This window comes from Lamprobacter modestohalophilus, assembly GCF_016583905.1.
In the GTDB taxonomy this organism is placed as follows: domain Bacteria; phylum Pseudomonadota; class Gammaproteobacteria; order Chromatiales; family Chromatiaceae; genus Lamprobacter; species Lamprobacter modestohalophilus.
In genome coordinates this window covers 36,208-61,062 of record NZ_NRRY01000012.1, presented here as the reverse complement: position 1 = coordinate 61,062, position 24,855 = coordinate 36,208, and the positions used below count along the sequence as shown (strand labels likewise).

The 24,855-nt window shown below is 61.7% G+C and carries 24 protein-coding genes and 1 pseudogene; 13 read left to right on the top strand and 12 right to left on the bottom strand.

The window, feature by feature from the left end:
* Positions 1 to 25: 25 nt before the first annotated feature.
* The 3 genes from CKO42_RS09465 to CKO42_RS09455 are packed head-to-tail and all read right to left on the bottom strand — an operon-like array spanning position 26 to position 3,727.
* Entirely contained in the window at positions 26 to 1,474 is a 1,449-nt protein-coding gene (locus CKO42_RS09465; protein ID WP_242479258.1) for a sensor domain-containing diguanylate cyclase, read from the bottom strand.
* A 40-nt stretch (positions 1,475 to 1,514) separates the two neighbouring features.
* A complete protein-coding gene (locus CKO42_RS09460; RefSeq protein WP_200242709.1) occupies positions 1,515 to 2,789 on the bottom strand; it encodes a glycosyltransferase in 1,275 nt (424 codons plus the stop codon).
* A gap of 5 nt (positions 2,790 to 2,794) precedes the next feature.
* Positions 2,795 to 3,727 carry a fatty acid desaturase family protein gene (locus CKO42_RS09455; RefSeq protein ID WP_200242707.1) on the bottom strand — a complete coding sequence of 311 codons (933 nt, stop codon included), beginning with the start codon at positions 3,725 to 3,727 and terminating at the stop codon, positions 2,795 to 2,797.
* Positions 3,728 to 3,776: 49 nt separating this feature from the next.
* Here CKO42_RS09455 and CKO42_RS09450 point away from each other — a divergent pair, with 49 nt between their 5' ends.
* Together CKO42_RS09450 and CKO42_RS09445 are read left to right on the top strand one after the other, a co-directional pair.
* The gene (locus tag CKO42_RS09450) at positions 3,777 to 4,973 is read left to right on the top strand and encodes a hypothetical protein (protein ID WP_200242705.1); all 1,197 of its coding nucleotides are present in this window, start codon (positions 3,777 to 3,779) and stop codon (positions 4,971 to 4,973) included.
* Between the two features lie 105 nt (positions 4,974 to 5,078).
* Positions 5,079 to 6,125 carry a type II CAAX endopeptidase family protein gene (locus tag CKO42_RS09445; RefSeq protein ID WP_200242703.1) on the top strand — a complete coding sequence of 349 codons (1,047 nt, stop codon included), beginning with the start codon at positions 5,079 to 5,081 and terminating at the stop codon, positions 6,123 to 6,125.
* A 1-nt stretch (position 6,126) separates the two neighbouring features.
* Here CKO42_RS09445 and CKO42_RS09440 read toward each other — a convergent pair whose 3' ends face one another.
* The 6 genes from CKO42_RS09440 to CKO42_RS09415 all read right to left on the bottom strand — a co-directional run bounded on the left by CKO42_RS09440 (position 6,127) and on the right by CKO42_RS09415 (position 12,877).
* The gene (locus CKO42_RS09440) at positions 6,127 to 6,606 is read right to left on the bottom strand and encodes a DUF29 domain-containing protein (RefSeq protein ID WP_200242700.1); all 480 of its coding nucleotides are present in this window, start codon (positions 6,604 to 6,606) and stop codon (positions 6,127 to 6,129) included.
* Between the two features lie 85 nt (positions 6,607 to 6,691).
* A complete protein-coding gene (urtD, locus tag CKO42_RS09435; RefSeq protein ID WP_420844283.1) occupies positions 6,692 to 7,465 on the bottom strand; it encodes an urea ABC transporter ATP-binding protein UrtD in 774 nt (257 codons plus the stop codon).
* A 251-nt stretch (positions 7,466 to 7,716) separates the two neighbouring features.
* Positions 7,717 to 8,838 (bottom strand): urea ABC transporter permease subunit UrtC, encoded by a 1,122-nt coding sequence (urtC, locus tag CKO42_RS09430; protein ID WP_200242698.1) that lies wholly within the window; start codon positions 8,836 to 8,838, stop codon positions 7,717 to 7,719.
* Between the two features lie 18 nt (positions 8,839 to 8,856).
* Entirely contained in the window at positions 8,857 to 10,665 is a 1,809-nt protein-coding gene (gene urtB / locus CKO42_RS09425; protein ID WP_242479257.1) for an urea ABC transporter permease subunit UrtB, read from the bottom strand.
* 172 nt (positions 10,666 to 10,837) lie between these two features.
* Positions 10,838 to 12,178 (bottom strand): urea ABC transporter substrate-binding protein, encoded by a 1,341-nt coding sequence (gene urtA, locus CKO42_RS09420; protein WP_207148694.1) that lies wholly within the window; start codon positions 12,176 to 12,178, stop codon positions 10,838 to 10,840.
* Between the two features lie 234 nt (positions 12,179 to 12,412).
* A complete protein-coding gene (locus tag CKO42_RS09415; protein ID WP_200242694.1) occupies positions 12,413 to 12,877 on the bottom strand; it encodes an energy transducer TonB in 465 nt (154 codons plus the stop codon).
* 96 nt (positions 12,878 to 12,973) lie between these two features.
* Here CKO42_RS09415 and gloA point away from each other — a divergent pair, with 96 nt between their 5' ends.
* From gloA to CKO42_RS09360, 11 genes are all read left to right on the top strand, one after another.
* Entirely contained in the window at positions 12,974 to 13,369 is a 396-nt protein-coding gene (gene gloA, locus CKO42_RS09410) for a lactoylglutathione lyase (protein WP_200242692.1), read from the top strand.
* 153 nt (positions 13,370 to 13,522) lie between these two features.
* On the top strand, positions 13,523 to 14,167 hold the full coding sequence (locus CKO42_RS09405; RefSeq protein WP_242479256.1) for a 2OG-Fe(II) oxygenase: 645 nt from the start codon (positions 13,523 to 13,525) through the stop codon (positions 14,165 to 14,167).
* The gene (locus tag CKO42_RS09400; RefSeq protein ID WP_200242690.1) at positions 14,146 to 14,373 is read left to right on the top strand and encodes a DUF433 domain-containing protein; all 228 of its coding nucleotides are present in this window, start codon (positions 14,146 to 14,148) and stop codon (positions 14,371 to 14,373) included. The genes CKO42_RS09405 and CKO42_RS09400 overlap by 22 nt, the downstream gene beginning before the upstream one ends.
* A gap of 227 nt (positions 14,374 to 14,600) precedes the next feature.
* Complete coding sequence (gene nifB / locus CKO42_RS09395; protein ID WP_200242688.1) at positions 14,601 to 16,295, top strand: nitrogenase cofactor biosynthesis protein NifB; 1,695 nt, start codon at positions 14,601 to 14,603, stop codon at positions 16,293 to 16,295.
* A gap of 28 nt (positions 16,296 to 16,323) precedes the next feature.
* Positions 16,324 to 16,602: a 4Fe-4S binding protein gene (locus tag CKO42_RS09390; RefSeq protein WP_200242682.1), complete on the top strand. Its 279-nt coding sequence runs from the start codon at positions 16,324 to 16,326 to the stop codon at positions 16,600 to 16,602.
* Positions 16,603 to 16,635: 33 nt separating this feature from the next.
* Positions 16,636 to 18,030 (top strand): FprA family A-type flavoprotein, encoded by a 1,395-nt coding sequence (locus CKO42_RS09385; RefSeq protein ID WP_338034889.1) that lies wholly within the window; start codon positions 16,636 to 16,638, stop codon positions 18,028 to 18,030.
* 91 nt (positions 18,031 to 18,121) lie between these two features.
* Positions 18,122 to 18,406, top strand: coding sequence for a 2Fe-2S iron-sulfur cluster-binding protein (locus CKO42_RS09380; RefSeq protein WP_200242678.1), 285 nt, complete (start codon positions 18,122 to 18,124; stop codon positions 18,404 to 18,406).
* Positions 18,407 to 18,493: 87 nt separating this feature from the next.
* A complete protein-coding gene (locus tag CKO42_RS09375) occupies positions 18,494 to 18,841 on the top strand; it encodes a 2Fe-2S iron-sulfur cluster-binding protein (RefSeq protein ID WP_200242674.1) in 348 nt (115 codons plus the stop codon).
* Between the two features lie 3 nt (positions 18,842 to 18,844).
* Complete coding sequence (locus CKO42_RS09370) at positions 18,845 to 19,555, top strand: nitrogen fixation protein NifQ (RefSeq protein WP_200242670.1); 711 nt, start codon at positions 18,845 to 18,847, stop codon at positions 19,553 to 19,555.
* Positions 19,530 to 20,489, top strand: coding sequence for an ADP-ribosyl-[dinitrogen reductase] hydrolase (draG, locus tag CKO42_RS09365; protein ID WP_200242666.1), 960 nt, complete (start codon positions 19,530 to 19,532; stop codon positions 20,487 to 20,489). Before CKO42_RS09370 ends, draG begins: the two co-directional genes overlap by 26 nt.
* Positions 20,490 to 20,900: 411 nt before the next feature.
* Positions 20,901 to 21,980 carry an AI-2E family transporter gene (locus tag CKO42_RS09360; protein WP_200242650.1) on the top strand — a complete coding sequence of 360 codons (1,080 nt, stop codon included), beginning with the start codon at positions 20,901 to 20,903 and terminating at the stop codon, positions 21,978 to 21,980.
* Positions 21,981 to 22,044: 64 nt separating this feature from the next.
* Here CKO42_RS09360 and CKO42_RS09355 read toward each other — a convergent pair whose 3' ends face one another.
* The 3 genes and pseudogenes from CKO42_RS09355 to cowN form a co-directional block, all read right to left on the bottom strand.
* A complete protein-coding gene (locus CKO42_RS09355) occupies positions 22,045 to 23,859 on the bottom strand; it encodes a bifunctional diguanylate cyclase/phosphodiesterase (protein ID WP_200242635.1) in 1,815 nt (604 codons plus the stop codon).
* 562 nt (positions 23,860 to 24,421) lie between these two features.
* A pseudogene (locus CKO42_RS28480) lies at positions 24,422 to 24,625 on the bottom strand (transposase); the annotation flags it as partial.
* On the bottom strand, positions 24,573 to 24,854 hold the full coding sequence (gene cowN, locus CKO42_RS09345; RefSeq protein ID WP_338034888.1) for a N(2)-fixation sustaining protein CowN: 282 nt from the start codon (positions 24,852 to 24,854) through the stop codon (positions 24,573 to 24,575). The pseudogene CKO42_RS28480 and the gene cowN, both read right to left, overlap by 53 nt.
* Position 24,855: the final 1 nt, after the last annotated feature.

The window sequence follows — 24,855 nt, the reverse complement described above, 5'->3', positions numbered from 1 at the left end:
CCGGTGTGTCGACCAGGGCGATTGCCTATCCCGGGGTGACCGCTGTGGTGATCGCTGCGGAGGCGGTGGCTGATGCAACCTCGGTTCGATTGCGTCCCGATCGCTTCGCACGATACAGGGCCGCGTCGGCCTGCTCGATCAGGGCCTGCGGGGTTTGGGCATGGTCGGGGAAACTCGCCAGCCCAATCGACAGCGTTGCCTGGATCTGGGCCTCGCCCCACTGCAGCGCGCTGTCGGCAAACTCGCGGCGCAAGCGCTCGGCGCGCTGGAAGGCGATCTCCAGGGCGATACGCGGCAGCAACAGTAGGAATTCCTCACCGCCATAGCGACAGACGATATCGCCCTCACGGACCCCCAGCTGCAGGCATTGGGCCAGCCGCTTGAGGATCTCATCGCCGGCCGAGTGCCCCCAGGTGTCGTTGATCCGCTTGAAGAAGTCGACGTCGATCATGGCCACTGCCAAGGGAGAGTCCTCGCGCTCGGTTCGGGCAAATTCGCGTGCGAGGGTCTCGTCGAGATAACGCCGGTTGTACAGGCCGGTCAGCGGGTCGCGGACTGCCTGTTCGGCGAGGATCTCCTGCAAGCGACTAATCTTGTCCAGGTTCTGTTGAAGTTCCTGGTTCGCGGCCTGTAGGGCGCGTTCCATGGCACGCTGGCCGCTGATATCGCGCTTGACGGCCACGAAATACTCGATCTGGCCTTGCTCATTCTTGACCGGGGAAATGGCCATTTCCTCCTCGTAAAGCTCGCCGTTCTTGCGACGATTGATCAACTCGCCACGCCAAATCCGGCCGGCCAGGACGGTCTGCCAGAGCTGTGCATAAAAGGCCCTGGACTGTTTGCCGCTGTTGAGAATCCGGGTGTCATGACCTTTGACCGACTCCCGATCGAAGCCGGTTTGCCGGGTGAAGGCGGGATTGACATACAGCAGGCGGCCCTGGGTGTCGGTGATGACGATGGCGTCGGCCGCGGCCTCGATGGCGGCGACGCGGGTACGCAATTCAGACTCCAGCGCCTTGCGTTGGGAGATGTCGCGCGTGATGCCAAGCAGCTTGACGGGCTGATCGGCCTTGTCCAGCAGATAGGTTGTGACGACCTCTGTCGGCACGATGTGGCCGTCGCGGTGCGGTTGGTCGACCTCGGTGGTGACGTAGATCGCCTTGGTGTCGCCCGCCAAGAGGCGCTCGATCGTCTCGCGCATGAGCGCTGCGACCTTCTCCGCCGATGGCGGGGTGAGGGCGTCCTGCATGGGTTGCGCGATCACTTCCTCGGAGTAGCCGGCGAACTGAAACTGATGGCGCCATTTCAGCTGCAGGGTCACGCTGTCCAAGGCAAGGGCCGGGAGTGCGGCACAGAGGGCGACGCCAAACAGGGTCACGCCAAACAGGGTCAGGCGCGCAAGGAGACCGCCGCGCAGTTGACAGGTCGCGCTATCGGGTCGATCCCTGGCCGCGGAAACAACCGGGTTGTTCATGAAGCGTCACTGGCTGCGTCGAAAACAGGATCATAGTCGCTCATCCGTCGTACGCCTGTTCTTTTGTAGGCCGCTGAAGCGACGGCGACGGCCGCTTGGACGGAGAGGAAATCCAAACCGCATCGGTCGCGTCCTCCCCCGCGAGGAGGGCCTCGACGATGCGAAGGATGTCGCCTGCGGCGGTATTGCGCCGCGCCACCTCAGGCGTGCTGCCTGAGCCTGGCCGAGCAGCTAGCGCCTGCACCTCGCGCACGAACTGCGCCGGACGCCTGAAGGTGGCTCCGCCCGCGCTCCTCTTCACCCAGCGCGTCAGTGCCCGCTCCTGCGGCAGTACGCGCCACTCATCGATCAGCAGCGGTAGGCCGAGCGCCAGCGCCTCCGAGATCGACTGCGGGCCGGCCTTGCCGACAAACAGATCGGCGAGCGCCAGATAGCGGTGGATGTCGTCGCGATAGCCGAGGACGAGGTGCGGGAACGGCAGATGCGCACTCTGGAGTCTGCGCGCGAGCGTCTCGTTACGCCCGCACAGGAAGATCACCTGCACCTGAGCGTCCGCAGCGGCAAGTGTATCGGCAAGCTCGACCATGCGCGGACCGCCATGCCCGCCATAGGTCATGACGAGGGTCGGGCGATCCGCCTCAAGCCCAAGCGCGACGCGCGCGGCACCGATGTCCTCTGGCAATGGCTCAAGGAACTGCGTCCGAATCAGCAACCCGCCGGTGGGAAAGATTCGTTCCTCTGGATGCCGCTTAGCACGCAGCCGCGCCAACCCTTCCTCGGTCCCCGAGATGGCCGCATAGTCGGTCCCCTTGGGGAACCAGACGAAGCGGGAGATCTCGGCCCAATCCGTCATCATGATCGCAAAGGGGACCGAACCGCCCCGGTAGGTCTTGATGGCGTCGATCATCGCCGGATTGAGGACCGGCAGCACCGAGATCACCAGGTCGGGCCGCGTCGCTGCCCAAAGCCGAGCGAACTCGCGTCGTCCCGCGCGCCGCAGAAAGGCGACCGCGATGAAGGACAGGATGAAGAAGCCGCGGCAAAAGAGTCCGGTGCGTCCTCCGCCGAGCACCAGCTCGTTGTAGGTCGCCTCGACGTTGCGCCCGGTGAAGCGCGTGAACGGGTCGAGGTGGGCAAGCACCTCCCGGTAGGGGTTGACGAGCGTGACGCGGTAACGACCATCCGCCTCGAGCACGCTGCGCAGCGCCTGCGCGCTCGCGCGATGACCACCACCCGCGTCGGTATAGACGATGACCACATGGGGGCGCGGATCATCAGGCACCGCGGATTCAAGGGCCGGCTGCTGAGGGGTCAAGCCAGTCAATCCGATGCAATGCGCCGTGGCCCCAGCACTAGGTTCAGGAAGGGAACCATGCTCTTGCGATACTCCGGGTTGGTACGCTTAAGCTCCGCATGCAGTGCGGGCAGGTTATGGTAGGGAACGCCAGGGTACATGTGATGCGCGGTGTGCAATCGCAGGCTGAGCGGCTGCAGGATCTCGGCGAACGGGCTTTCAACGGTGAAACTGTCGATCACATGATCCCTGGCATCGGTCTGCTCGCGATACTCACGCATCTCATGCTCCAGCGGGATGCGCAGGATGCCCAGCCACCAGACCCCAACCTGAACGGCATAGAGTAGCGGGATGGTCTCCGGCCAGAGCCAGACATAGACAGCGATCACCACCAGATAATAGCGGCTATAGAGGGTCATCTCCCGCTTGTACTGGGCGGGCAAGGCACTACCCGCCGCAGCGCCCTTCTTGCGCGTCAGATAGCGATCAATCCTGCCCTCGATATCGACCTTCTCACCCAGACTAGCCGCCAACACGAAAAACAGGCAGGCGATGGGCATCACGAAAGGACCAACCAGCAGCATCAAGGCCGCCAACTTCCAGTCGGTGCGCAGCAGCAGGTACTGGGGATCTTGCCGCGTGGCAAAGGTGCCAACCTTGTGATGTATCTGATGCGGATCGAAGAAGCGCACCGCCGGCGCCATGAAAATTGCCCCCGCGGTGAGGTTCCAGAGCCGATGAAACCAGTTGAGCTGCCCGCTGCGATACTGATGGGTCAGCTCGTGGACAAAGGTACCGGCGCGATAGAGGCAGACACAGCTGACAACAAAGCAGAGCGCAAACACAAGACCGCTTGTCCGCAGGCAGAAGATGAAAGCGACCACGAAGCCGGTCATGGACAGCGTGAAATCGCCGAGATAGATCAGCGGATTGGCCTGGTAATATCGACTGTCGATCATCAATTGCCGCCTACTGATTGAAACCACGTTTCGAGCGAGCCGTTGAGCCATGCTCAAGACCATCAATATCCTGAGCACTGCGGCGCTGCCATGGCGCACCGGCACGGCGATCCTGGCACTGCTGCGTGCCCACGCTTTGGCCCAGCGCGGGCTCGATGTCTGCCTCTACCTGCCCTGGATTCCTCCCAAGCAGCAGTTGCGGTTGTTTGGCGATGCCGAATGCCGGGACAACGGAGGATTTCCGACTCCTTCAGCCCAGGCCAGCTACATTCGCTCCCAGTTACCGCAGCCAGCCTGCCCGCGCCTGCTGATCGAATTCTACCCGGCCCGCTACTGGGACGCGCTCGGCTCCATCCTACCGACTGTCGGATTACCGAAACGCCTGCGCCCCTGCGACTGGCTTATTCTCGAGGAGCCAGAGCACCTGAACTGGGCGCAGCCCTGGAACCGCTACCGCGAACGCGCAGCCCGCGTCACCGGCATCGTGCTGACCAACTATCGCTACTATTGCGAACAGGCGTTGCCCCGCTTGCCTCGGGTCGCGGGCTGGCTGGAGCGCTACAATCGCTGGCTGATCGAGCACCGCTGCGATGATGTCATCCTGCTGGCCGACATCCTACCCGATTTGGCCAAGGCCCAACGCCTGCTGATCAGCGGCATTCATCCGGCGTTCTTCGACCATGCGGGGCAAGCGGACAACCGCCAGAACCTCTATTTCATGGGCAAGCTGATCTGGGAGAAAGGCTTTCGCGAGCTTATCGATCTGCTTGCGGACGGAGTAAATCACTGTGCAGATCAAAGCGCAGATCAAAGCGCAGATCGCAGTATCGACGTCTTCGGCATCGGCCGCGACCGGGCAGCGATTGCCGACTATGCACGGGCACGCGGCGTACAGCTCAATTTCCGTGGACTATCCACCGCACCGGCGGCGGATATCGCGCGCTACCGGGTCTTCATCAATGCATCAAAGAGCGAGATGCTCTGCACCACCACGGCAGAAGCCCTCGGCCAGCGCAAGTTCGTCATCCTGCCCCGAGACCCAAGTAACGAGCTCTTCTATCCGTTTCAAAATGCCTTGTGTTACTCCTCACCAGAGGAGTTTCAGGCCTGTCTGCGCCACGCCCTAAGCCATCAGCCTGTCGCGGACCCACTGGAAGCCAGTCTCAGTTGGGATGCCGCTGTCGATCGCTTGCTTGACTATTATGAGCGCGGCTCTGGGCGCAACGATGAGCGCGGCCAGATGTGATCGAACTTGGGCCGGCCCTAAACCTAATCGCCTTGCCCGTTTGCTTTGCGCAGTGCGACACTGCGAAGCTGCTTTCCAGCCCCTGACAACGCACGCTAATCTCCGATGAGCGACGATCTCCATGCCTCCGATTTACTGGCTCGCGAAACGATCGAGAGTATGCGCGATGCGGTGATGTCGATCGATCGCAAGGGCGCCATCATCATGCTGAACCCTGCCGCGGAGCGGCTGCTCGGCATCAAGGCTGAAGAGGTCCTCGGTCGGAGCTTCGCGGAGACCTTTATCGACCGCGGTGATCTGGAAGGCCTGAACGACTGCGTTCTTGACGCGATCTACGACCCCGCCACACCCCACACCGCCGAGATCCAGATCGCAGGCGACGACAGCTCGGTCCTCCACTGGGTGGTGCGCACCAACCTGCTGGCTGGCGAGGCGGGCGAGCCGGTTGGCGTGGTCGCATCGATCGCGGATGTGAGCGAGCGAGTGCGTCTGCTCCAAGAGAACCTGGACGAGGTCCGAAACAGACAGCTGTTCGGCCGCTTCTTTCTTTACGCCCTCGGCGTCATGTCGATCGGCACCATCGTTAACAACTTCATCGCCCGCTCCATTGTTGACGTTGACGTCTATACGCCCGCGTTCACCTGGGGCTATCTCGTCGTCCAGTTTGTTCCGGCGCTCGTGATCATCCGGCTGATGGGATTGACAAGGCAAGACCTCGGCTTGAGCACTAACGGGCTCGGGCGCTCACTCAGAGAAGGGGCGCTGGCTTCATTCCTCTTCGCCGCACTGGTCGCAGCCATCGCGCTGACCCTGCATCATTTCGGCGCACTGCCGGGAAAACCGGGACAATTCGAGTTGTGGCCAACCCTTGGCTATCTCGTTCACAGCTTTGTGCAAGAGCTGGTCGCGCGCGGATTTTTGCAAACCACCTTTCAGCGCTTCCTCGACGACAGCAAAGGCTTCAAATCCGTCCTGCTCACCTCCTCGCTGTTCGGCCTGTTTCACCTACATTTCGGTTTCGCCGCCGTGATCCTCACCATGGTCAGCAGCGTCGTATTCGGCCTCTTCTACCTGCGAAATCCCAACCTGGCCGGCGTCACCCTATTCCACTTCATCGCGGGTGGCTGTGCCTTCTGGTTCGGGCTGTTGTGAGCTAACCGGAGCTCGATGGATCGGCGCCGATTCCGCCACGATCGGGTGAGAGCGATGGCCAATGGTCGCCAAGAATCAGATCACGGTCCCAAGGACAGCCTGGTGGAAATGCAACGTAGTCCAGTGACGTTTCAGCGACCGCCAAGTCGACCGCGTCTGGATAAGCACTTGCGATCAACGCTTCGAGCTGCGCGCCAAGGCTCGGATTCTCAGCCAAGAGGCGCTGGATTGAGCGGCGCTGGGTATTGATGGTCGCGCGCCAGGATTTTCGATACGGATAGTCCGTTTGATAGCGCCACTTCAGCAGATGCCCAATCAGCACGGCCAAACGGCTTTCCAGGGCGCGACGCTCCCGCTTTCCCAAGTCCTCGACCTCCTCGGCAAGATGCGCAATGTCGAGCTCAGTGAAACGACGACCGCGCAGTAGCCTCGCCTGTTCATCGGACCAGGCATAGAAGTCGGTCTCGTAGTCAGTCGTCAACGCTGCAAGGACTCCTCAATAGTCAGCTCTGGTGCTCAGCTTGGCGCTATCCTGTGTTGGACGCAACCTCGGACCACCGCTCTGATCACTCGCCAAGATAGACCTCGATCACACGCGGATCGTTCTGAACCTCATCCATGCTGCCCTCGGCCAACACCGAGCCCTGGTGCAGCACAGTGACACGCTTAGCGATCGAGCGCACGAAGTCCATGTCGTGCTCGACGACGACCACCGTATGCTTGCCAGCAAGCGATGTCAGTAGCTCGGCGGTGCGCTCCATCTCCTGATGGGTCATGCCAGCGACCGGCTCGTCGACCAGCAGCAGATGCGGGTCTTGCATCAACAGCATGCCGATCTCGAGCCATTGCTTCTGCCCGTGCGAGAGCACGCTGGCCTCACGCTGCGCTTGTTCCTGCAGGCCGATGATGCCGAGGACCTCGTCGATGCGATCGCGCTCTTTTCCCGTCAACCGAGCGAGCAGCGTCGGAAAGACGCGCTTGTCCGCCGCCATCGCCAGTTCGAGGTTCTCGAACACGCTGTGGTGCTCGAACACGGTCGGCTTCTGGAACTTGCGCCCGATGCCCACCTCGGCGATCTCGGGCTCGGTCAGTCGCAGCAGGTCGATCTTCTGGCCGAAGAAGGCGCTGCCCGAATCCGGTCGCGTCTTGCCGGTGATGATGTCCATCATCGTCGTCTTGCCAGCGCCATTCGGGCCGATCACGCAGCGCAACTCGCCGGCATTGACATAGAGATTCAGCTCGTTGATCGCCTTAAAGCCGTCGAAGCTGACGTTCAGACCTTCGAGATAGAGGATCGGACCATGACTGACATCCAACTCCAGATCCTTGGCGCGGATCATGAAGTTGAACTGCCGATCGCGCCGGGTCAGCTCCTTGAAGTCCTGCCCGAAGCCTTGCCAGACTTGCATGGGGCCACTGAAGTCGAAGGTGCGATCACTGTGGAGCAGATCCCGGCCCGATCCGCGGCCGGAGTCGCTGTTCGTGCTGTTCGCTTGGCGCCCTGCCTCACCGCTCGAACTGACTGCGCTGCCAGTGGCCGCATCGGCACGCGCGCCCGTTTCGCGATCTGGATGCGGTTCACTCACGGAGCTCATGCGCTCTTCTCCTTCAATGCCGTCGGCTCCGAACGACGCCGGCGCAAGGTCTTCAGCAATCCGGCGATGCCGGCGGGCAGGAACACCGTCACCAGCACGAACAATCCACCGAGCACGAACAACCAGGCCTCGGGGAAGGCGCCGGTGAAGACCGTCTTGCCATAATTGACCAAGACCGCACCGATCACGGCGCCATAAAGGGTCGCTCGGCCCCCAATCGCCACCCAAACCACCAGCTCAATCGAATTCAGCGGCGAGAACTCACCGGGATTGATGATCCCGACCTGGGGCACATAAAGTGCACCCGCCACACCGGCCAGCACCGCCGAGAAGGTCCAGATCGCGAGCTTGACTCGATCCACCCGATAGCCGATGAAGCGTACCCGCGATTCGGCATCACGCACCGCGACCGCAACGCGCCCCAGCTTGGAGGTCACGATCCAACGGCAGGCCCAGTAACCGAGCGCTAGCGCCAGCGCCGAGGCTAGGAACAGTCCGATCCGGGTGCCGTCGGACTGCAGATCGAAACCGAGCAGATCCTTGAAATCGGTCAACCCGTTATTGCCACCAAAGCCCATCTCGTTGCGGAAGAAGGCCAGCATCAGCGCATAGGTCAGGGCCTGGGTGATGATCGAGAGATAGACGCCAGTGACGCGCGAGCGAAACGCCAGCCAGCCAAACACGAACGCAAGCAGCCCAGGAACCAGCAGGATCATCAGCGCCGCGTACCAGAACTGATCGAAGCCCTGCCAGAACCAGGGCAGTTGCTGCCAGTCGAGGAAGACCATGAAATCCGGCAGCAGCGGGTCGCCATAGACCCCGCGGTCGCCGATCTGGCGCATCAGGTACATGCCCATCGCATAGCCGCCGAGGGCAAAGAAGGCGCCGTGGCCAAGACTGAGAATCCCGAGATAACCCCAGACCAAATCGACCGCCACCGCCAGCAGCGCATAGGTCAGATACTTGCCGAGCAGGGTCACCGTGAAGGTGCTGACATGCAGCGGATTACCCTCTGGCACCAGCAGATTCAGGATCGGTACCAGAACCGCGATCAGCGCCAGCACCGCCAGCATGATCTTGCCGCCGGTATCGCCCTTGAGTGGTTGCAACAGGCCCATGTTGAAGGTTCTCAATTCTTAGTCAGCCGCGGCACGGCCCCGCTGCGGGAAGAGTCCGCGCGGGCGTTTCTGGATGAACAGGATGATGAACACCAGCACCAGGATCTTGGCCAGCACAGCCCCGGCCCAAGGCTCCATCAGCTTGTTCGCGACACCCAGCGTCATGCCCGCCACCAGGGTGCCCCAGAGATTGCCGACACCGCCAAACACCACCACCATGAAGGAATCGATGATGTAGGCCTGGCCCATGTTGGGGCCGACATTGGTGAGCTGCGACAGCGCCACGCCCGCAACCCCGGCGATGCCAGCGCCCAGCCCGAAGGTCAGCGCATCGACGCGCGCCGAGCGCACCCCCATCGCGCGCGCCATGGCGCGGTTTTGCGACACCGCCCGCACCTGCAAGCCAAGCGCGGTGCGTTTGAGCACCAGCAACAGCAGCGCAAAGACGATGAGCGCGAAGAGCAGGATGTAGAGCCGGTTATAGGTCAACGCGAGCCCCGGATTCAGCTGCAGTGAGCCGCTCATCCAGCTCGGGTTCTGCACCACCACGTTCTGCGCCGAGATGGTCGTGCGCACCAACTGCTGCAAGATCAGGCTGATACCGAAGGTGGCGAGCAGGGTTTCCAAAGGTCGCCCATAAAGGAAGCGGATCACCGTGCGCTCGATGGCGACGCCAAAGGCACCGGAGACCAGGAAAGCCGCCGGCACTGCCACCAACAGCGACCAGTCGGTCAGCCCCGGCATCGCCTGCTGCACCAGATAGGTGGTGTAGGCGCCGATCATGATCAGCTCGCCGTGGGCCATGTTGATCACGCCCATGACGCCGAAGGTGATCGCCAGCCCAATCGCCGCCAGCACCAGCACAGACCCCAAACTCAAACCAAAGAACAGGGTCTCGATGCTGCTGTTCAGCTGGCGCTTACGGTCGATCGCATCCAACGCCGCTTTCGTCGCGGCGAGTACCCCAGGGTCTTGCTCCGTCTCCAACAAGCCGTTTAGCGCATTTCGCGCCTGAGGATAGAGATTGCCATGCAGCACCTCGATGGCCGCCAGGCGGCTGTCGATGTCCGGCTGTTTGAGGTCGGCGATGGCGACCACTAAGGTCAGCACCTCCGTCACCTGCTGGTCGTCTTCTGCAGCAAGCTGCGTGCGGACGGCGCTGATCACCGCCGGATCATCACTGCCAACCATCTCGCGCGCTGCCCGCAGGCGCAGCGCCGGGTCTGGACTGGCCAGGGTCAGCGCCGCGATCGATGTCCGCAAAGCGCTGCGCATCCGATTGTTGACCGTAATCTTGCGCACATCACGGCGCCCAACCTCGCCGAGGGCCTCGCCGCTCAGCGCATCGGTCAAGGCCCAGCCGCTACTACCTGCCGGCGCCACATAGACGATGCGATCATCGTCCTTTCGATAGTAGAGATCACCAGAAAGCAGGGCTTTCAGCAGCGGGATCGCGCGCGCATCACCGGTTTCGGCGATGGCTTGCGCCGCCGCTTCTTTGACCTTAAACGAGTTATCTGTCAGCTGGGAAACGCGTTCGTCGAACGCGGCGGTCAGATCGGATTCAGATCCTGGTTTGGATGCTGTTGCAGGTGCCGGTGCCGGTTCAGATGCAGATTCCGGTCCAGGCTCAGGCTCTGATTGAGGAGCAGCATCAGAGGCAACTGCGGTCTCGGTGGCTGGGCTAGCTGAGAACTCCGCTGTCGGGCTTGAGGCTGGATCGGTTGACTGATTGTCGGCCGCGCCTGTGGCTGTCATCAGCAACAGCAAGAAGCCAAGCGCCATCGCCAAAGCAGGGTCACTGCCGCCAAACACAAACCTAGACATAGGGCTCATCAACCGCGCGAGGTGATCTAAGGGGTGGACGCTGCCGCGTCATTCGGATCAGGACTGTCCGGCAACTGAAGTGACCAGCGCCATCCCTGGCCTCCGATCCAATGCGGCGTCGACACAAACGCCGGCTGCTCGTTCTAGTGTCTAGACGCCTCGATTTTCAAGGCTACTCGGTCGCGGCTTGCTCGCTGCCAAGGCATTTTTTCGTCTTGATATTATAGTTGCCGCAGTTGATCGGATCGGTCCAATCGCCGATCAGATCCTTAGAGCCTTCCAGATAGTCCGACCAGGCATCACCCGGCACCTCTTCCTCGGTCTGGTAGACGATCGCGAACTGACCGTCATCCTGAATCTCGCCGATCAGCACCGGTTTGGTGATGTGATGATTGGGCAACATCTTAGCAGTCCCGCCGCTAAGATTGCTGGTGGTCAAGCCAACAATCGCGTTCTCGACCGCATCGGTGTCGGTGGTGCCGGCCTTCTCGACCGCCTGCACCCAGAGATCGAAACCGATCTTGTGTGCCTCCATTGGATCGTTGGTGACCCGCTTTGGATCATCGATGAACCCATGCCAGGTCTCGATGAAGGCGTCGTTCTCATCGGTCGGCACGCTCATGAAATAGTTCCAGGCCGCCAGATGGCCGACCAGAGGGCCAGTGTCGATACCGGAGAGTTCCTCCTCACCCACCGAGAAGGCGATGACCGGGATGTCCTCAGCCGAGATGCCCTGATTGCCCAGCTCCTTGTAGAAAGGCACGTTGGCATCGCCGTTGATGGTCGAGACCACCGCGGTCTTCTTGCCCTCGGAGCCGAACTTCTTGATATCGGCGACGATCGACTGCCAATCGGAATGCCCGAATGGCGTGTAGTTGATCATGATGTCCTCTTCCGCCACGCCGTTCTGCTTCAGATAGGCCTCGAGGATCTTGTTGGTGGTGCGCGGATACACGTAGTCGGTGCCCGCCAGCACCCAGCGCTCTACGCCCAGCTCATCCTTCAGATAATCGACCGCCGGGATCGCCTGCTGATTCGGTGCCGCGCCGGTGTAGAAGACGTTCTTTGACGACTCCTCGCCTTCGTACTGCACCGGGTAGAACAGCAAACCGTTCAGCTCCTCGAACACCGGCAGCACCGATTTGCGCGAGACCGAGGTCCAACAGCCAAACACCGCGGCGACCTTTTCCTGCTCAATCAGACCGCGCGCCTTCTCGGCGAACAGCGGCCAGTCCGAGGCCGGATCAACCACCACCGCCTCGAGCTGCTTACCAAGCACCCCGCCCTTCTCGTTCTGCTCCTCGATCAGCATCAGCACCGTATCCTTTAGCGTGGTCTCGCTGATCGCCATGGTCCCAGAGAGCGAGTGCAGCACACCGACCTTGATGGTCTCATCGTCGGCCTGATCCGCTGTAGGTGCGGCATCTTCGGCGAGTCCGGACAGCGACGCGGTCAGCCCGAGCGCAATGCCAGCACTGAGCAGCAGGGGTTTGAAAGACGGGATCGAAATCATCCAGTGTCTCCTAATCATGGTGAGTCTTAGAACATCAGTGGTCGGCCAGAGCTGCCGCCTGGCGGCATTAAGCAAATGCCAGACCAGGAAAATAACCAACTGATATTGAAGGACAAGATCGACTCACAGGAGTGCGGACCGAGGAGCAATGCACCAAACCTGAGCAATCGCCCTCGCCTTGGTGCAGGCCCCTGCACCAGATTGGCAAGCCCCCGAGCTTGATGAACAGCTCCGTCAGGGGCGCAGCACCAAATTGAAATCGCGGAACGGCTCGAAATCTGGTCCGCTCGGCACCGGCAGCGGCGAAGCATCATAGATCGCATTCACGACAGACTGATCGAACATCGGGTTACCGCTGCTGGTCACGATCTGCACCTGATTAGTGATCACCTTGCCGCCCGGCTCGAGCTGCACATTGACGACGGGGGCATTGCCCTCCCAGGTACCCGCTGGGTGCACCCAGAACTGGCGAATGCGCTCCTGAATCGCCGGCACCCAGCGGCTGGCGATCTCCTCGCTCGGCGCGGTTGACGTACTCGATTCGGCAGCGTCGCGCGACGATGCGCTCGGCGCTGACCATCCAACATCAGGCAACAGGCCGGGCAGCAGACCGCGTGCGCCGAACAACATCAGCACCGTAAGTGCATTGGCGAGCAGCACCGCAACGAAGACCGTTACAAACAATTTTCCAGTGCCCATCAGTGGTCCTCTGTGAGTTCAAAGACGCGATGATCATCCCCAACTTCCTTCACAGCAACTAGCACAGCAACCAGCAACCGAGGTCCCAAGATCACCATGCGCATCCTGCACACCATGCTCCGCACCGGCAACCTGCAACGCTCCATCGACTTCTACACCAAACTGCTCGGCATGAGACTGCTGCGCCAGAAAGACTATCCAGCCGGTGAGTTTACCCTTGCCTTCCTCGGCTACGGCGACGAGTCCGAGCAGACCGTCATCGAGCTGACCTACAACTGGGGCGTCGAGCAGTACGACCTCGGCGATGCCTATGGCCATATCGCGATCGAGGTCGAGGATGTCTATGAGGCCGCCGAGCGCATTAAGGCGCAAGGCGGCGAGATCCTCCGCGAGGCGGGCCCGATGAATGCCGGCACCACCATCATCGCCTTCGTCAAAGATCCCGACGGCTATCCGATCGAGCTGATCGGCGCCAAACAAACCGCCGGCTAGATCAGCAGCATCCTCGCGGGTTGCGGCCTAGGCATCAGCCATGGAACGGGCCGCGATCAGCGGCGATCGCGCGCCCAGCTGCGGCAAAATCGCTCGACCCGCCACAACATTGCGCGCAGACTTCGGCATCCGTTCCCACCGAGTCCCGCGCACTTGGCCCATCCCGCCTCTTCCCTGCCGCCCGAACAACCACCCGAGCCCGCCGAGCAGATCGCCGCAACCCTTGCCGAACAGGGCTGGTGCGTCACCGATGGCTTCCTCGCACCACTGCACATCAGCCAACTCCGCCATGAGGCGCAGCAGCGCTGGCAGGCCGGGCGCTTCCGACGCGCCGGCGTTGGCCGCGGCGAGGATCTCGAGGTACGCGACGAGGTCAGAACCGACCGCGTCGACTGGCTCGACCCGAACGACCTCAGCGCTTCCCAGCGGCTCTATTGGAGCCAGCTTGAGCAGTTACGGCTAGCGATCAACCGTAGCCTGTCCCTCGGTCTCTACGAGCTTGAGGCGCACCTGGCCGTCTATCCTCCCGGCACCTATTATCGTAAGCACTTGGACCAGTTTCGCGGCATCGGCGAGCGCACACTGAGCTGCATCCTCTATCTAAACGATGCCTGGCAGGCGCAGGACGGCGGCGCGCTGCGTCTCTATACTGATCCGGATCGCCCTGAGCTGAGCGAACTGATCCTCCCCGAAGGTGGTCGCCTAGTGACCTTCTTCAGCGCCCGGTTTCTGCATGAGGTGGAGCCAGCAACACGCGAGCGCTTCAGCCTCACCGGTTGGTTCAAGCGACGCAGTTAGCCAGCGGCAGAATCACCGTCCATCCAGACTTCTGCAATGGCCAGCCAACCATTCGTGGCTTGCGCATCACCGTCGAAACGATTCTCGGCTTCCTCAGCGCCGGTGAATCACGCGAAGAGATCCTGAGTCAGTATCCCTCCCTCGAGCCTGCAGACATCGATGCTTGCCTGTGCTTCGCCGCCGATCGGCTTGAAGCGATCGCTTAGGCCGCCGCGCCTCTCAAATGCTGGAAGGCCTGTCTGGTCGCAGACCCGACAAAGGACAGTTGCGCGCTGTCAGCCTCCTCACAGAGGCTCTAGCAACCCCGCTCTGACCATCGCCGAATCAACTGCTTAGCCTTAAACTCACACCGGGCACGCCGTTTGCTTATCGACTCCTATACAGCCTAGCGCGTCGCACATGCGACGCCGTCAGACTTTACGGGGATCGAGACATGGTTCAAGCGGTAACCACTCTGAAGACAGAGCGGCGAAAGACAGAGAGCGGGTCAGCCGGCGGCTGTGCATCCAGCGGCTGCGGAAGCAGTTCCGACAAGCTCGCGCACCTGCCAGAAACCATTCGCGCCAAGGTCAACGACCACCCCTGTTTCTCCGAAGACGCCCACCATCACTATGCGCGCATGCATGTGGCGGTAGCGCCGGCCTGCAATATCCAGTGCCACTACTGTAATCGAAAGTACGACTGCTCCAATGAGTCACGCCCAGGCGTGGTCTCTGAGCTGCTGACACCCGAGCAGGCGGTGCAGAAGACCTTAGCCGTCGCCGCCGCGATTCCACAGATGAGCGTGCTCGGCATCGCTGGTCCGGGTGATCCGCTCGCCAACCCGGAGCGAACCCTCGCCACTTTCCGCGCGCTCTCTGAGAAGGCCCCCGACATCAAGCTCTGCGTCTCGACCAACGGCCTCGCGCTGCCGGAGCTGGTCGACGAAATCTGCCAGCACAACATCGACCACGTCACCATCACCATCAACTGTGTCGATCCCGAGATCGGCGCCAAGATCTATCCCTGGATCTTCTGGAACAACCGTCGCATCAAAGGGGTCAAGGCGGCGCGGATCTTGATCGAGCAGCAGCAGAAGGGCTTGGCGATGCTCGCCGAGCGCGGCGTACTGGTGAAGGTCAACTCGGTGCTGATCCCTGGCGTCAACGACGAGCACCTGAAAGAGGTCAGCCGCGTGGTCAAGGCCAAGGGCGCCTTCCTGCACAACGTCATGCCGCTGATCGCCGAGGCCGAACATGGCACCTTCTTCGGCCTGATGGGACAGCGCGGCCCAACCCATGACGAACTGCAGGCCCTGCAAGACGCTTGCAGCGGCGATATGGCGATGATGCGCCATTGCCGACAATGCCGTGCCGATGCCGTTGGCATGCTGGGCGAGGATCGTGGCGCTGAGTTTTCGATCGAGAAGATCGAGCAAATGGACATCGACTACACCGCCGCGATGGAGCGCCGTGCCGCGGTGCATGCCGAGATCGAGGCCAAACGCCAAGCGCAACGCGAGGCGAGCAGGCAGACGACGCAGACCTCAGGTGGCGAGGTCTTCGTGGCCTTCGATTCACTCACTCGCCGACGCCCGGCAGCGCCTTCGACGGAGCCCGACGCGGTGTCCGGCGCGATCTCGGCATCGGCATCGGCATCGGAAGAAACAACACCGCTCTCATCGCACCCAGCAACTCCGCTCGTTGCCGTTCGGACCGCCTCATCACGCGCCAAGGCACAGGCAAGCACGACCAGTCGCCCACTGCGCATCGCCGTCGCCAGCAGCGGCAGCGGGGTGATCAACCAGCACTTCGGGCATGCCCGCGAGTTCTTGGTCTACGAGGCTGACGCCCAAGACGTGCGCTTTATCGGTACGCGCCGGGTCCATGCCTACTGCACGGGTGATGAGACCTGTGGCGAAGCCGAATCAGCGCTCGCCGGCACCCTGCGTGCGCTCGAGGGTTGCGCCGCCGTGCTCTGCTCGAAGATCGGTATCGAGCCCTGGGACGCGCTCGAAGCCGCCGGCATCGCACCGAACGGCGAGCACGCGATGGAGCCGATCGAGACAGCCGTCGCCGCCGTCTACGCCGAGCTCACAGCAAACGGCGCGCTCAACCAGGCGGAACCCATGAGTGCGCTGAGCGCTTGAGCCAGCCCCAACCGAATCAGGAAACACCATGGCTTACCAAATAACCGATGGCTGCGTGAATTGCTGGGCCTGTGAGCCGCTGTGCCCAAGCCATGCGATTCAGGCCGCCAAGCCACACTTCATCATCGACCCAAGCCAGTGCAGCGAATGTGCCGGCGACTTCGCCGAGCCGCAATGCGCGAGCATCTGTCCGATCGAGGGCGCCATCCTCGATGCCAGCGGCATCCCAGTGAATCCGCCCGGTTCGCTGACGGGTATCCCACCCGAGCGCTGGAACACGGCCATGGCCGAGATCCGCGCTCGTTAAGCTGTTATCGGCCCCGTTTGGAGCAACGCCAGCGTGAGCAGCCCCGGTCCTGAACAGACGCGCGAGCAGATAGCCGTGCGCGACGGCAACGCAGTCGAGATCGCACCTGGCGTGCACTGGATCGGCGCATTCGATCCAGGGCTGCGCAACTTCGACATGATCCTGCGCACCGCCAATGGCACCACCTACAACGCCTACGCAGTGCGTGGCAGTGACGGCGTCGCGCTCATCGACACGGTCAAGGCCGAGCTGGCCGATGACTTCTTCGCCCGTCTCGAACAGGTGGCAACGCTCGACGAGATCCGCGTCATCGTGCTCAACCACCTCGAGCCCGATCACACCGGGGCACTGCCGGAATTGCTACGCCGCGCCCCACAAGCACGCCTAATCATCTCAAAACGCGCGCCAGCCATGCTCAAGGCCTTGCTGAAACCGACCGAGGATCAGTTCGACTACGAGCTGGTCGACACCGGTGACGAGATCAGTCTCGGCGACCGCCGCCTGCGCTTCTTGAACACGCCTTACCTACATTGGCCGGACACCCAATGCACCTACCTAGTGGAACAGCAAGTGCTGTTCTCTGGCGATGTGTTCGGTTGTCACTACTGCGACCCGCGCCTGTTCAACGACCGCGTCGGCGACTTCCGCTTCTCCTTCGACTACTACTACGCGCACATCATGCGGCCCTTCAAGGCGCACGTGCGCGATGCGCTCAAGCTGATCGAGCCGCTGCCGCTGAAGCTGATCGCCCCGGCGCATGGCCCGGTCCTGCGCGAGCGACCGCGCCGCTACGTGACGCGCTACCGCGAGCTCTCGAGCAGCGGCGGATCGTTCGATCAATCCTTTGATCAGCCCTTCGACGCAGGCGACCAACCCGCATCACTGATCATCTTCTATCTCAGCGCCTATGGCAGCACCACGCGCATGGCCGAGGCCGTGCAGGCCGGCGCCGAATCCGTCCCCGGCTTGCGCGTGTCGCTCTACGACCTCGAAGGCGGCGAGATCGCCCCCTTCGTCGACCTGATCGAGCAGGCCGACGCCCTCGCCTTCGGCTCGCCAACGGTCAACGGCGACGCCGTCAAGCCGATCTGGGATCTACTCTCGTCGCTAGTTGGGATCAGTCTGCGCGGGAAGATCGGCGCCGCCTTCGGCTCCTATGGCTGGAGCGGCGAGGCGGTGCCGATGATCGAGGATCGCCTGCGCGGCCTGAAGCTGCGGGTGCCAGTGCCGGGCCTGCGCCTCAAGCTGACGCCAACCGCCTCTGAGCTCGACAACTGCCGCGACTTCGGCCGCCAGATCGCCGAGGCAATGACCGGCGACGCCAACCCACCAGACACCGCTAAGCGCGTCATCGATTTCGCCGAGCTGAGTCCTTACCCGGAAGCAGGCGCCTCATCGTCCAAGCTGGCGACGCGCTCTGAACCCTAGAGAGGCTCAACGACAGAAGCGTCGCCAGACGGCGCCCGATGGTTCCACTCCACAACTCCATTTCAACCAAAACTCAAGAGGAATACACGACATGGCCAAGGCAAAAGTGACCTTTCAGGACATCGACCAGACCGTCAACGTCCCCGCCGGCATCCGCGTCATCGACGTCTCCGAGAAGATCGGTGCCGGCATCATCTACGGCTGCCGCGAGGGCGATTGCGGCACCTGCATGATGCACGTCGTCGAAGGCTGGAACAATCTGACCGAGCCTTCGGTGCTCGAAGAAAAGGTCTTGCGCGAGAACATGGCCAGCCGCCACGACCGCCTCGCCTGCCAGGCCCAGATCATCGGCGATTGCACCGTCAAGCCGGCCTAGCGCCACTTCAAGCTTAGCGTCGCAGCACTTCAGCTCATCCCTGCTCATCCCAGCTCACATCAACCCATCCAACGCGGAGCCCCGTCCATGGCACTCGTGACCTTTTCAAACCCAGACTACAAAGACAAGACCGTCTACGCCGTTGCCGGCAGCCACACCGAGACCCTGCTCAAGATCGCAAAGGAGAACAAGATCCCGGTACAATTCGACTGCCAGGACGGCGAATGCGGCCATTGCCTAGTGCGCGTGACCAGCGTCGACGACAAGGACCGCATGGGCTATTTCCTCACCGATAAAGAGCAGACGGTGCTCAAGGAACTCGGCAAGCTCACGCAGGAGCAGATCGACCAGCTGCATGTGGACGACATGCCGAGTGAATGGCGTCTGGCCTGCCAGATGATCGTCCGCGACGAAGACGTCCTAGTCGAGTACTAACCCATGTCCCCGTCGGCTTCGGCCACCTCAGCGCCCATCATCGAAGCGAGCACCAAACGGGTGCCCGCCGCTGGCGGCTGCTCAGGATTAGTGCCGGAGACAACGGCGGAGCGCTGGCGGCACTGGCTCTTGTCCCTTGCCGCCGGCCACCGAAACGACCGTCTTTTGGCCTCAATGCTCGCAAGTCAATGCGTGGGCCTCGGCGCTATGCCAAACTGGCTCGGCCTCAAGCCAGAGGCGTTCAAACAGCTGATCGCCTATCACTTCCCGGCACTGCGACAAACCGCGCTTCCGCAGCCGCAGCGCCAACTCGATCCAGAGCGGACCGACGAGCGGGACGAACTGGTTCGGCTCTTGCTTAAACCAACAGATGACAGATCCGATGGGCCCTCTCAACGCTCAAGCCTGAGGGTGCCAAACGCTCAGCCACAGCGGCAGCCGAGCCCGCAGCAGCGCTGGATGGCCGAGATCATCGCCGCGGGCAGTATGGGAAGCGACCACCTCTGGCAAGACCTCGGCCTCTGGAATCGAGCCGAGTTGAGCCGATTGATGGAACAAAACTTCCCGGCCGTTGCCCTGAAAAACGTCCACGACATGAAGTGGAAGCGGTTCTTGTACAAACAGCTGTGCGAGGCCGAGGGCATCTACACCTGCCGTTCACCCTCCTGCGAGGTCTGCGTCGACTACCATGCTTGTTTCGGGCCTGAGAACTGAATTCCTCCTGCTGGCCGAGAACGGCAGCGGCGATCAGATCAAGCGTCGTGCCATCGGCGCCTATCTGGGCCTTGCCGTCGGCGATGCGCTTGGCGCCACCGTCGAGTTCATGACACCGCGCGAGATCCGCGACCAATTTCGCGAGCATCGCGACATCAAGGGCGGCGGCTGGCTGCGACTGCGCAAGGGACGTGTCACCGACGACACCGAGATGGCGCTCGCGCTCGGCGACAGCATCCTCACTGCCGGCAAGGTCGACGCCCAAGCCGCGGCCGAGGCCTTCAGCAACTGGATGCGCAGCAAGCCCGTCGACATCGGCAATACCGTGCGCCGTGGCATCTCTCATTATCGACGAACCGGTGAGTGGGAATCCCCGGAGAGCGAGTTCGATGCCGGCAACGGCGCCTGCATGCGCTGCCTGCCAGTCGCTTTGGCCACGGTCGGCGCCGACGTCGACGACGTTGCCGAGGCCAATCGACGCCAAGCCCACGTCACCCACAACAACCCAACCTCCGACGCCGGTACCCTCTGCGTGATCCGGATGGTGCAGGCCGGCCTGCTCGGCGGCACGCGCAAAGACCTCAAGCTCTTGGCTGATGGACTGGTCGCCGAAGACCCGATCTACGCCTACGACCGCAAGCGCATCGAGAACCCGAGTGGCTTCATCGCCGACACCCTGCGCACCGTGTTCCAAGCGCTGTTCGCGACCGACGATCTCGAATCGGCGCTCATCGACGTCGTCAACCGTGGCGGCGATGCCGACACCACCGGCGCCATCCTCGGCATGATCGCCGGTGCCCTCTACGGACCTGCCGCCCTCCCCGCGCGCTGGGTGCGTACTCTCGATCCCGAGGTGCGTCAGCATTGCCTGTCGCAGGCCCAGCAACTGCTCAAGCTAGCGCCACTCTGTAGTGCGCGCGCGGCAGCTGGCTAACCCCCCTGCCCGAATCCTCTCCCTCGTCGTCGCCAGGCAGATCGAAGACACGCACATCCTTAGATTCGGCTTGCATGTCGTCTAATACCGGTCGAAGCCTAACGTTACAGGCTAACTCGGGCTGGGCTCCCCTAACGCTCATAATCGGTGAGTGCGGTGGCCTCGCTCGAGGTTGACACCAGGTTAACGTCAATCTCACGCGATTCATTTTCCGGGGTGGCGCCGCGCCATGATCGTTAAGCGCCGCGAGACTCAGGGTGAAATCGTTTGATCGGATCACAGCCATGCAGCCGACCTATTGTCTTTTATAAATCAATAGGCATAGACTATTTCATCAAGCCGACATCGTCACGCGGCTGGCGACGATGATAAAGTCCGCGCGCGCAACCTGTTCACAGAGAGACCTCGTCCTTGGCCACTCCCACGTCACCGCTGTTTTCCGGCCCGGCCAAGGCGCTCATCATCGTCGCCGCCTTCGTGGTCACGGTGGCCGGTATGCGCGCGGCATCCCCGATCCTCGTTCCGCTGCTGCTGGCCATGTTTGTGGCGAGCATTTGCGCGCCGGCCTTCTTCGCGATGCAGCGTCTGCGGATGCCGCCGTTGCTCGCGCTGATGACCCTGCTGCTGGCGTTGGTGGCCCTGTCGCTACTGACCGCGATTATCATCCAAGTGGGTATTGGCGATCTGCGGGATAAGCTTCCGGACTACCAGGCCATCGTTCAACGCCAATTCGAGGAACTGGTCATCTGGTTGAAGACGCTTGAGCCCGACATCGACGATGAGGAGTTCCGTGCGCTGTTCGATTGGCGCTCGGCCTTCGCGTTTCTGCGCTCATCCCTGACCAAGGCCACCGGCTTCGTCGGTCAGACCTTATTCGTACTCTTGCTGACGGCGTTTATCCTGCTCGAGGCGCAATACCTTCCGTGCAAGCTGCACGGCATTCCTGAGTTCTCGCCGGCGTTCTGGCGACAGTTCGATCAGATCCTCAGCGATGTGCGCCGCTACATGAGCATGAAGACCCTCACCAGCGCCATTACCGGCGGCCTGGTGCTGCTCTGGGTAATGGCGCTCGATGTCAACTTCGCGCCCTTGCTCGGCTTTTTAGCCTTTGTCCTGAACTACATCCCGATTATCGGCTCGGTGATCGCTGGTGTGCCGGGCGTCGCACTGGCACTGGTCGAGCAAGGCCCCGGGACAGCGCTGCTGTGCGCGCTCGGCTACATCGCCATCAATGCTGGCATTAGCAACATTCTGGAGCCTCGTTTGATGGGACGCGGACTTGGACTCTCACCCTTGGTGGTCATCGTCTCGCTGGTCTTCTGGGGCTGGGTGTTCGGGCCGGTCGGCATTCTGCTGTCACTGCCACTGACCAAGATCGCGAAGATCATCATGGAAGGATTCCCTGATTCACGCTGGGTGGCGGCCCTGCTCGGTGGGCCACCCACCACTGAGCCGCCAGCACCGCATCATCCGAACCTCAGGTGCCGGTAACTGCTGGAGGTGCGGACACAAGCAGACGGTGCGCAGATAGGTCATCAATCAGGCGCGGTCGCGATTAAATAGCCGCCGACGTCGGGGCAGCGCCATACCGAGTCTCAAGCCAAACAATGAGGTCGTTCAGCGGCATCGGATGTGCGATCCGATAACCCTGCAACAGGTCACATCCGATTGACTCGAGCCAAGTGCTCTGAGCATCTTGCTCAACCCCTTCGCCGATACTGTCGATGCCCAAGCCCGCGGCAAGTCCAACCACGGCCTTGACGATTTGAGCATCGTCCGGGTCCTCGAGCATGTCCTGCACAAAAGATCGATCGATCTTCAGCGCATCAACATCAAACCGTTTCAGATAGGTGAGTGATGAGTAACCGGTACCGAAGTCATCAAGCGCGAGGCGGACCCCAAATACACCAAGCTTCACTGCATTGTCTTGACACAACGCGTTGTCCAACAGGGTGCTCTCGGTGATCTCGACCTCTATTTGCTCGGGTCTCAGTACGAATCGCTCCAGCGTCGACTCGATCAGGGTCAATAGCTCCGGTTCCTGCAGCTGACGAGCGGAAAGGTTCACGGCCACCCGTACGTCCATGAACCCATGAGCCTCTAATGCCTTGAGCGCAGCGCAGGCCTCACGGAGTACAGGGCCTGTCAGCCGCGTGATGAGTCCGGTCTCTTCCAAGACGGGAACGAATTGGCTCGGTGGCACGGCCAACTCCCCTTGACGCCAGCGCATCAAGGCCTCGATGCCAACCAGACGACCGTCATCTGCTCGCACTTGCGGCTGAAAGTGAAGCACGATTTCTTCGCGCTCGATGGCCTGGCGAAGCTGGCCCTCAAGCGTAAGCCGCCGGCTAGCCGCCTCCTGCAGTTCGGTGGTAAAGAAATGGAACGCGCCGCGCCCGCTGCTTTTCGCCGCATACATCGCGACATCCGCATGCCTGATGAGTGTTTCAAGATCACTCGCATCGTCCGGAAAGAGCGCGATGCCCACGCTCACGGAGATGAAAAGCTCTCGCTCAACTAGGAGGAAGGGCGCATGCAACGCGTCGATGAGCTTGCCTGCGATCGCCTGCGGTGCCATGCCCTCGCGACAATCTTCGATGATCAATGTGAACTCGTCGCCCCCCATCCGGGCAAGCGTGTCGCAGTCTCGCACCGTCGCCTTGAGCCGCTTGGCTGCCAAGCGAAGCAGCGAATCGCCGACATCGTGACCCAAGGCGTCGTTGATCTCCTTAAACCGGTCGAGGTCGAGAAAGAACAGCGCGACGCTACCTTGTTCACGCTTCGCCTTGAGCAGTGCGTGGCTCAGACGGTCGTAGAAGAGGTTCCGGTTCGGTAGCCCTGTCAGCGTATCAAAGTTCGCCAGCCGGGTGAGCTGCCGTTGCACGCGCTGTTGCTCAGTAATGTCTTGGATGGTCCCGAAGCTAGCCTCTACCAAGCCATCATCTGATCGCTCTGATTCTCCCCTCACCAGCATCCTGCGCTGTTTACCGTCGCGGCCTCGGAGGCTGAGTTCAAGCGAGACGGGGGTCTCGAAGCGACCGTGCAAGACACTGGCGAAACGGTCGCGATCTGTGGGCTCCACGAAGGCCAGGAAGTCGTCGATCTGGGCGAGCTTAGCGGTCGGGGCTAAACCGAGCATTCGCTGCACGCCGTGCGACGTCTGGAGTACCTTCTGCGCCGGCCGCCATTCCCAGCTGCCGAACGCGGCGATCTCCTGCGCCCGATGCAAGAGTTGATTCGCTTTCTGCAAGTCTCTTGCCATGCGGTTGAGTGAGTCGGCTAACCGACCAAGCTCATCACTCGTTCGCTCGGGCAATTGATGACTCAGATTGCCGGCTGCGAACTGGGCCTTGATCACCCCTTGGTTCAAAACCTTGCTCCACAGTCAGGTATAAGATATTTACCATCATAAAATCAAAGTGTTACGTGGCGGTCTGCAACGCTGCCAGGCCGGGTGGACCAACCGGTGATCAAGGCCTGCAGAAATATTGGTTACTTCAACTGCCGAAGTGCTGCCGCCATGCATCCGTTCTTCCTCCCGGGAAAAGAAGAAAAATCTATATCCGTTGTTTCGGAATACGGTAGGACTCATGTTTTTTTGGCTCATCCGATCCCTTCACGGTGCCTAAGTGCGGCACGGCCCTCGGCGACAATAGGGGATTGTATTCCCGAGGCTGGGGTCGACGGCAAGCGGATGGCGGGAATCGACGTTGGGGCGAACGTCTGTGGGGCGAAAATCGAGCATGCATAGTGTGATGAGCATGATGTTTCGGGGCCTTCCGTCGCAGTATAGGCGGTTTTCCGAGCGCGGCGCGCGCGCAGCCGCAGACCAGCGGTGGCCTGTCGAAGTCGGCAACGTCGATTTTGCCCAGCGGCCGTTTGTGCTGCGGATTAACCCGGATCAGGACGCACTGGCGCAAGGTGCGCGCTCACACACGCATGAAGCCCTTGGGGAACACATACAACAGGAACCGAGGCAGCAGTTCCTCGCCGCTGAGCGTCATCACCCTGCCTTGCGCCGGTTGCCGTCGGCGTAATCGGTATTGCAGAAGCCGGTATTGCAGAAGCGCGCTCCTTCTCGCTCTAACAGCACTCGACCTCAAGCGCCTCAAGCATCGTCTCCAGCTCGGCCTCATCCCAACGCTCGAGCAGCTCGCGCAGGTGGTTCAGATGGCAATGGATGTGATAGAGCGCATCGTGCTTTGGGCCGTTGCGGCCCTCGAGCTTGGCCTCGAAGTAGCTCCAGAAGGGATCATCGCGCTCGCCGGCGCACATCGCCGTGCGTAAGGCGGTGACGAAGCGCTCTGCGTTACCGTCGCAGTCGATATCGCGGAAGCTGATATAGCGGTCAGGACGCTCGAGCACC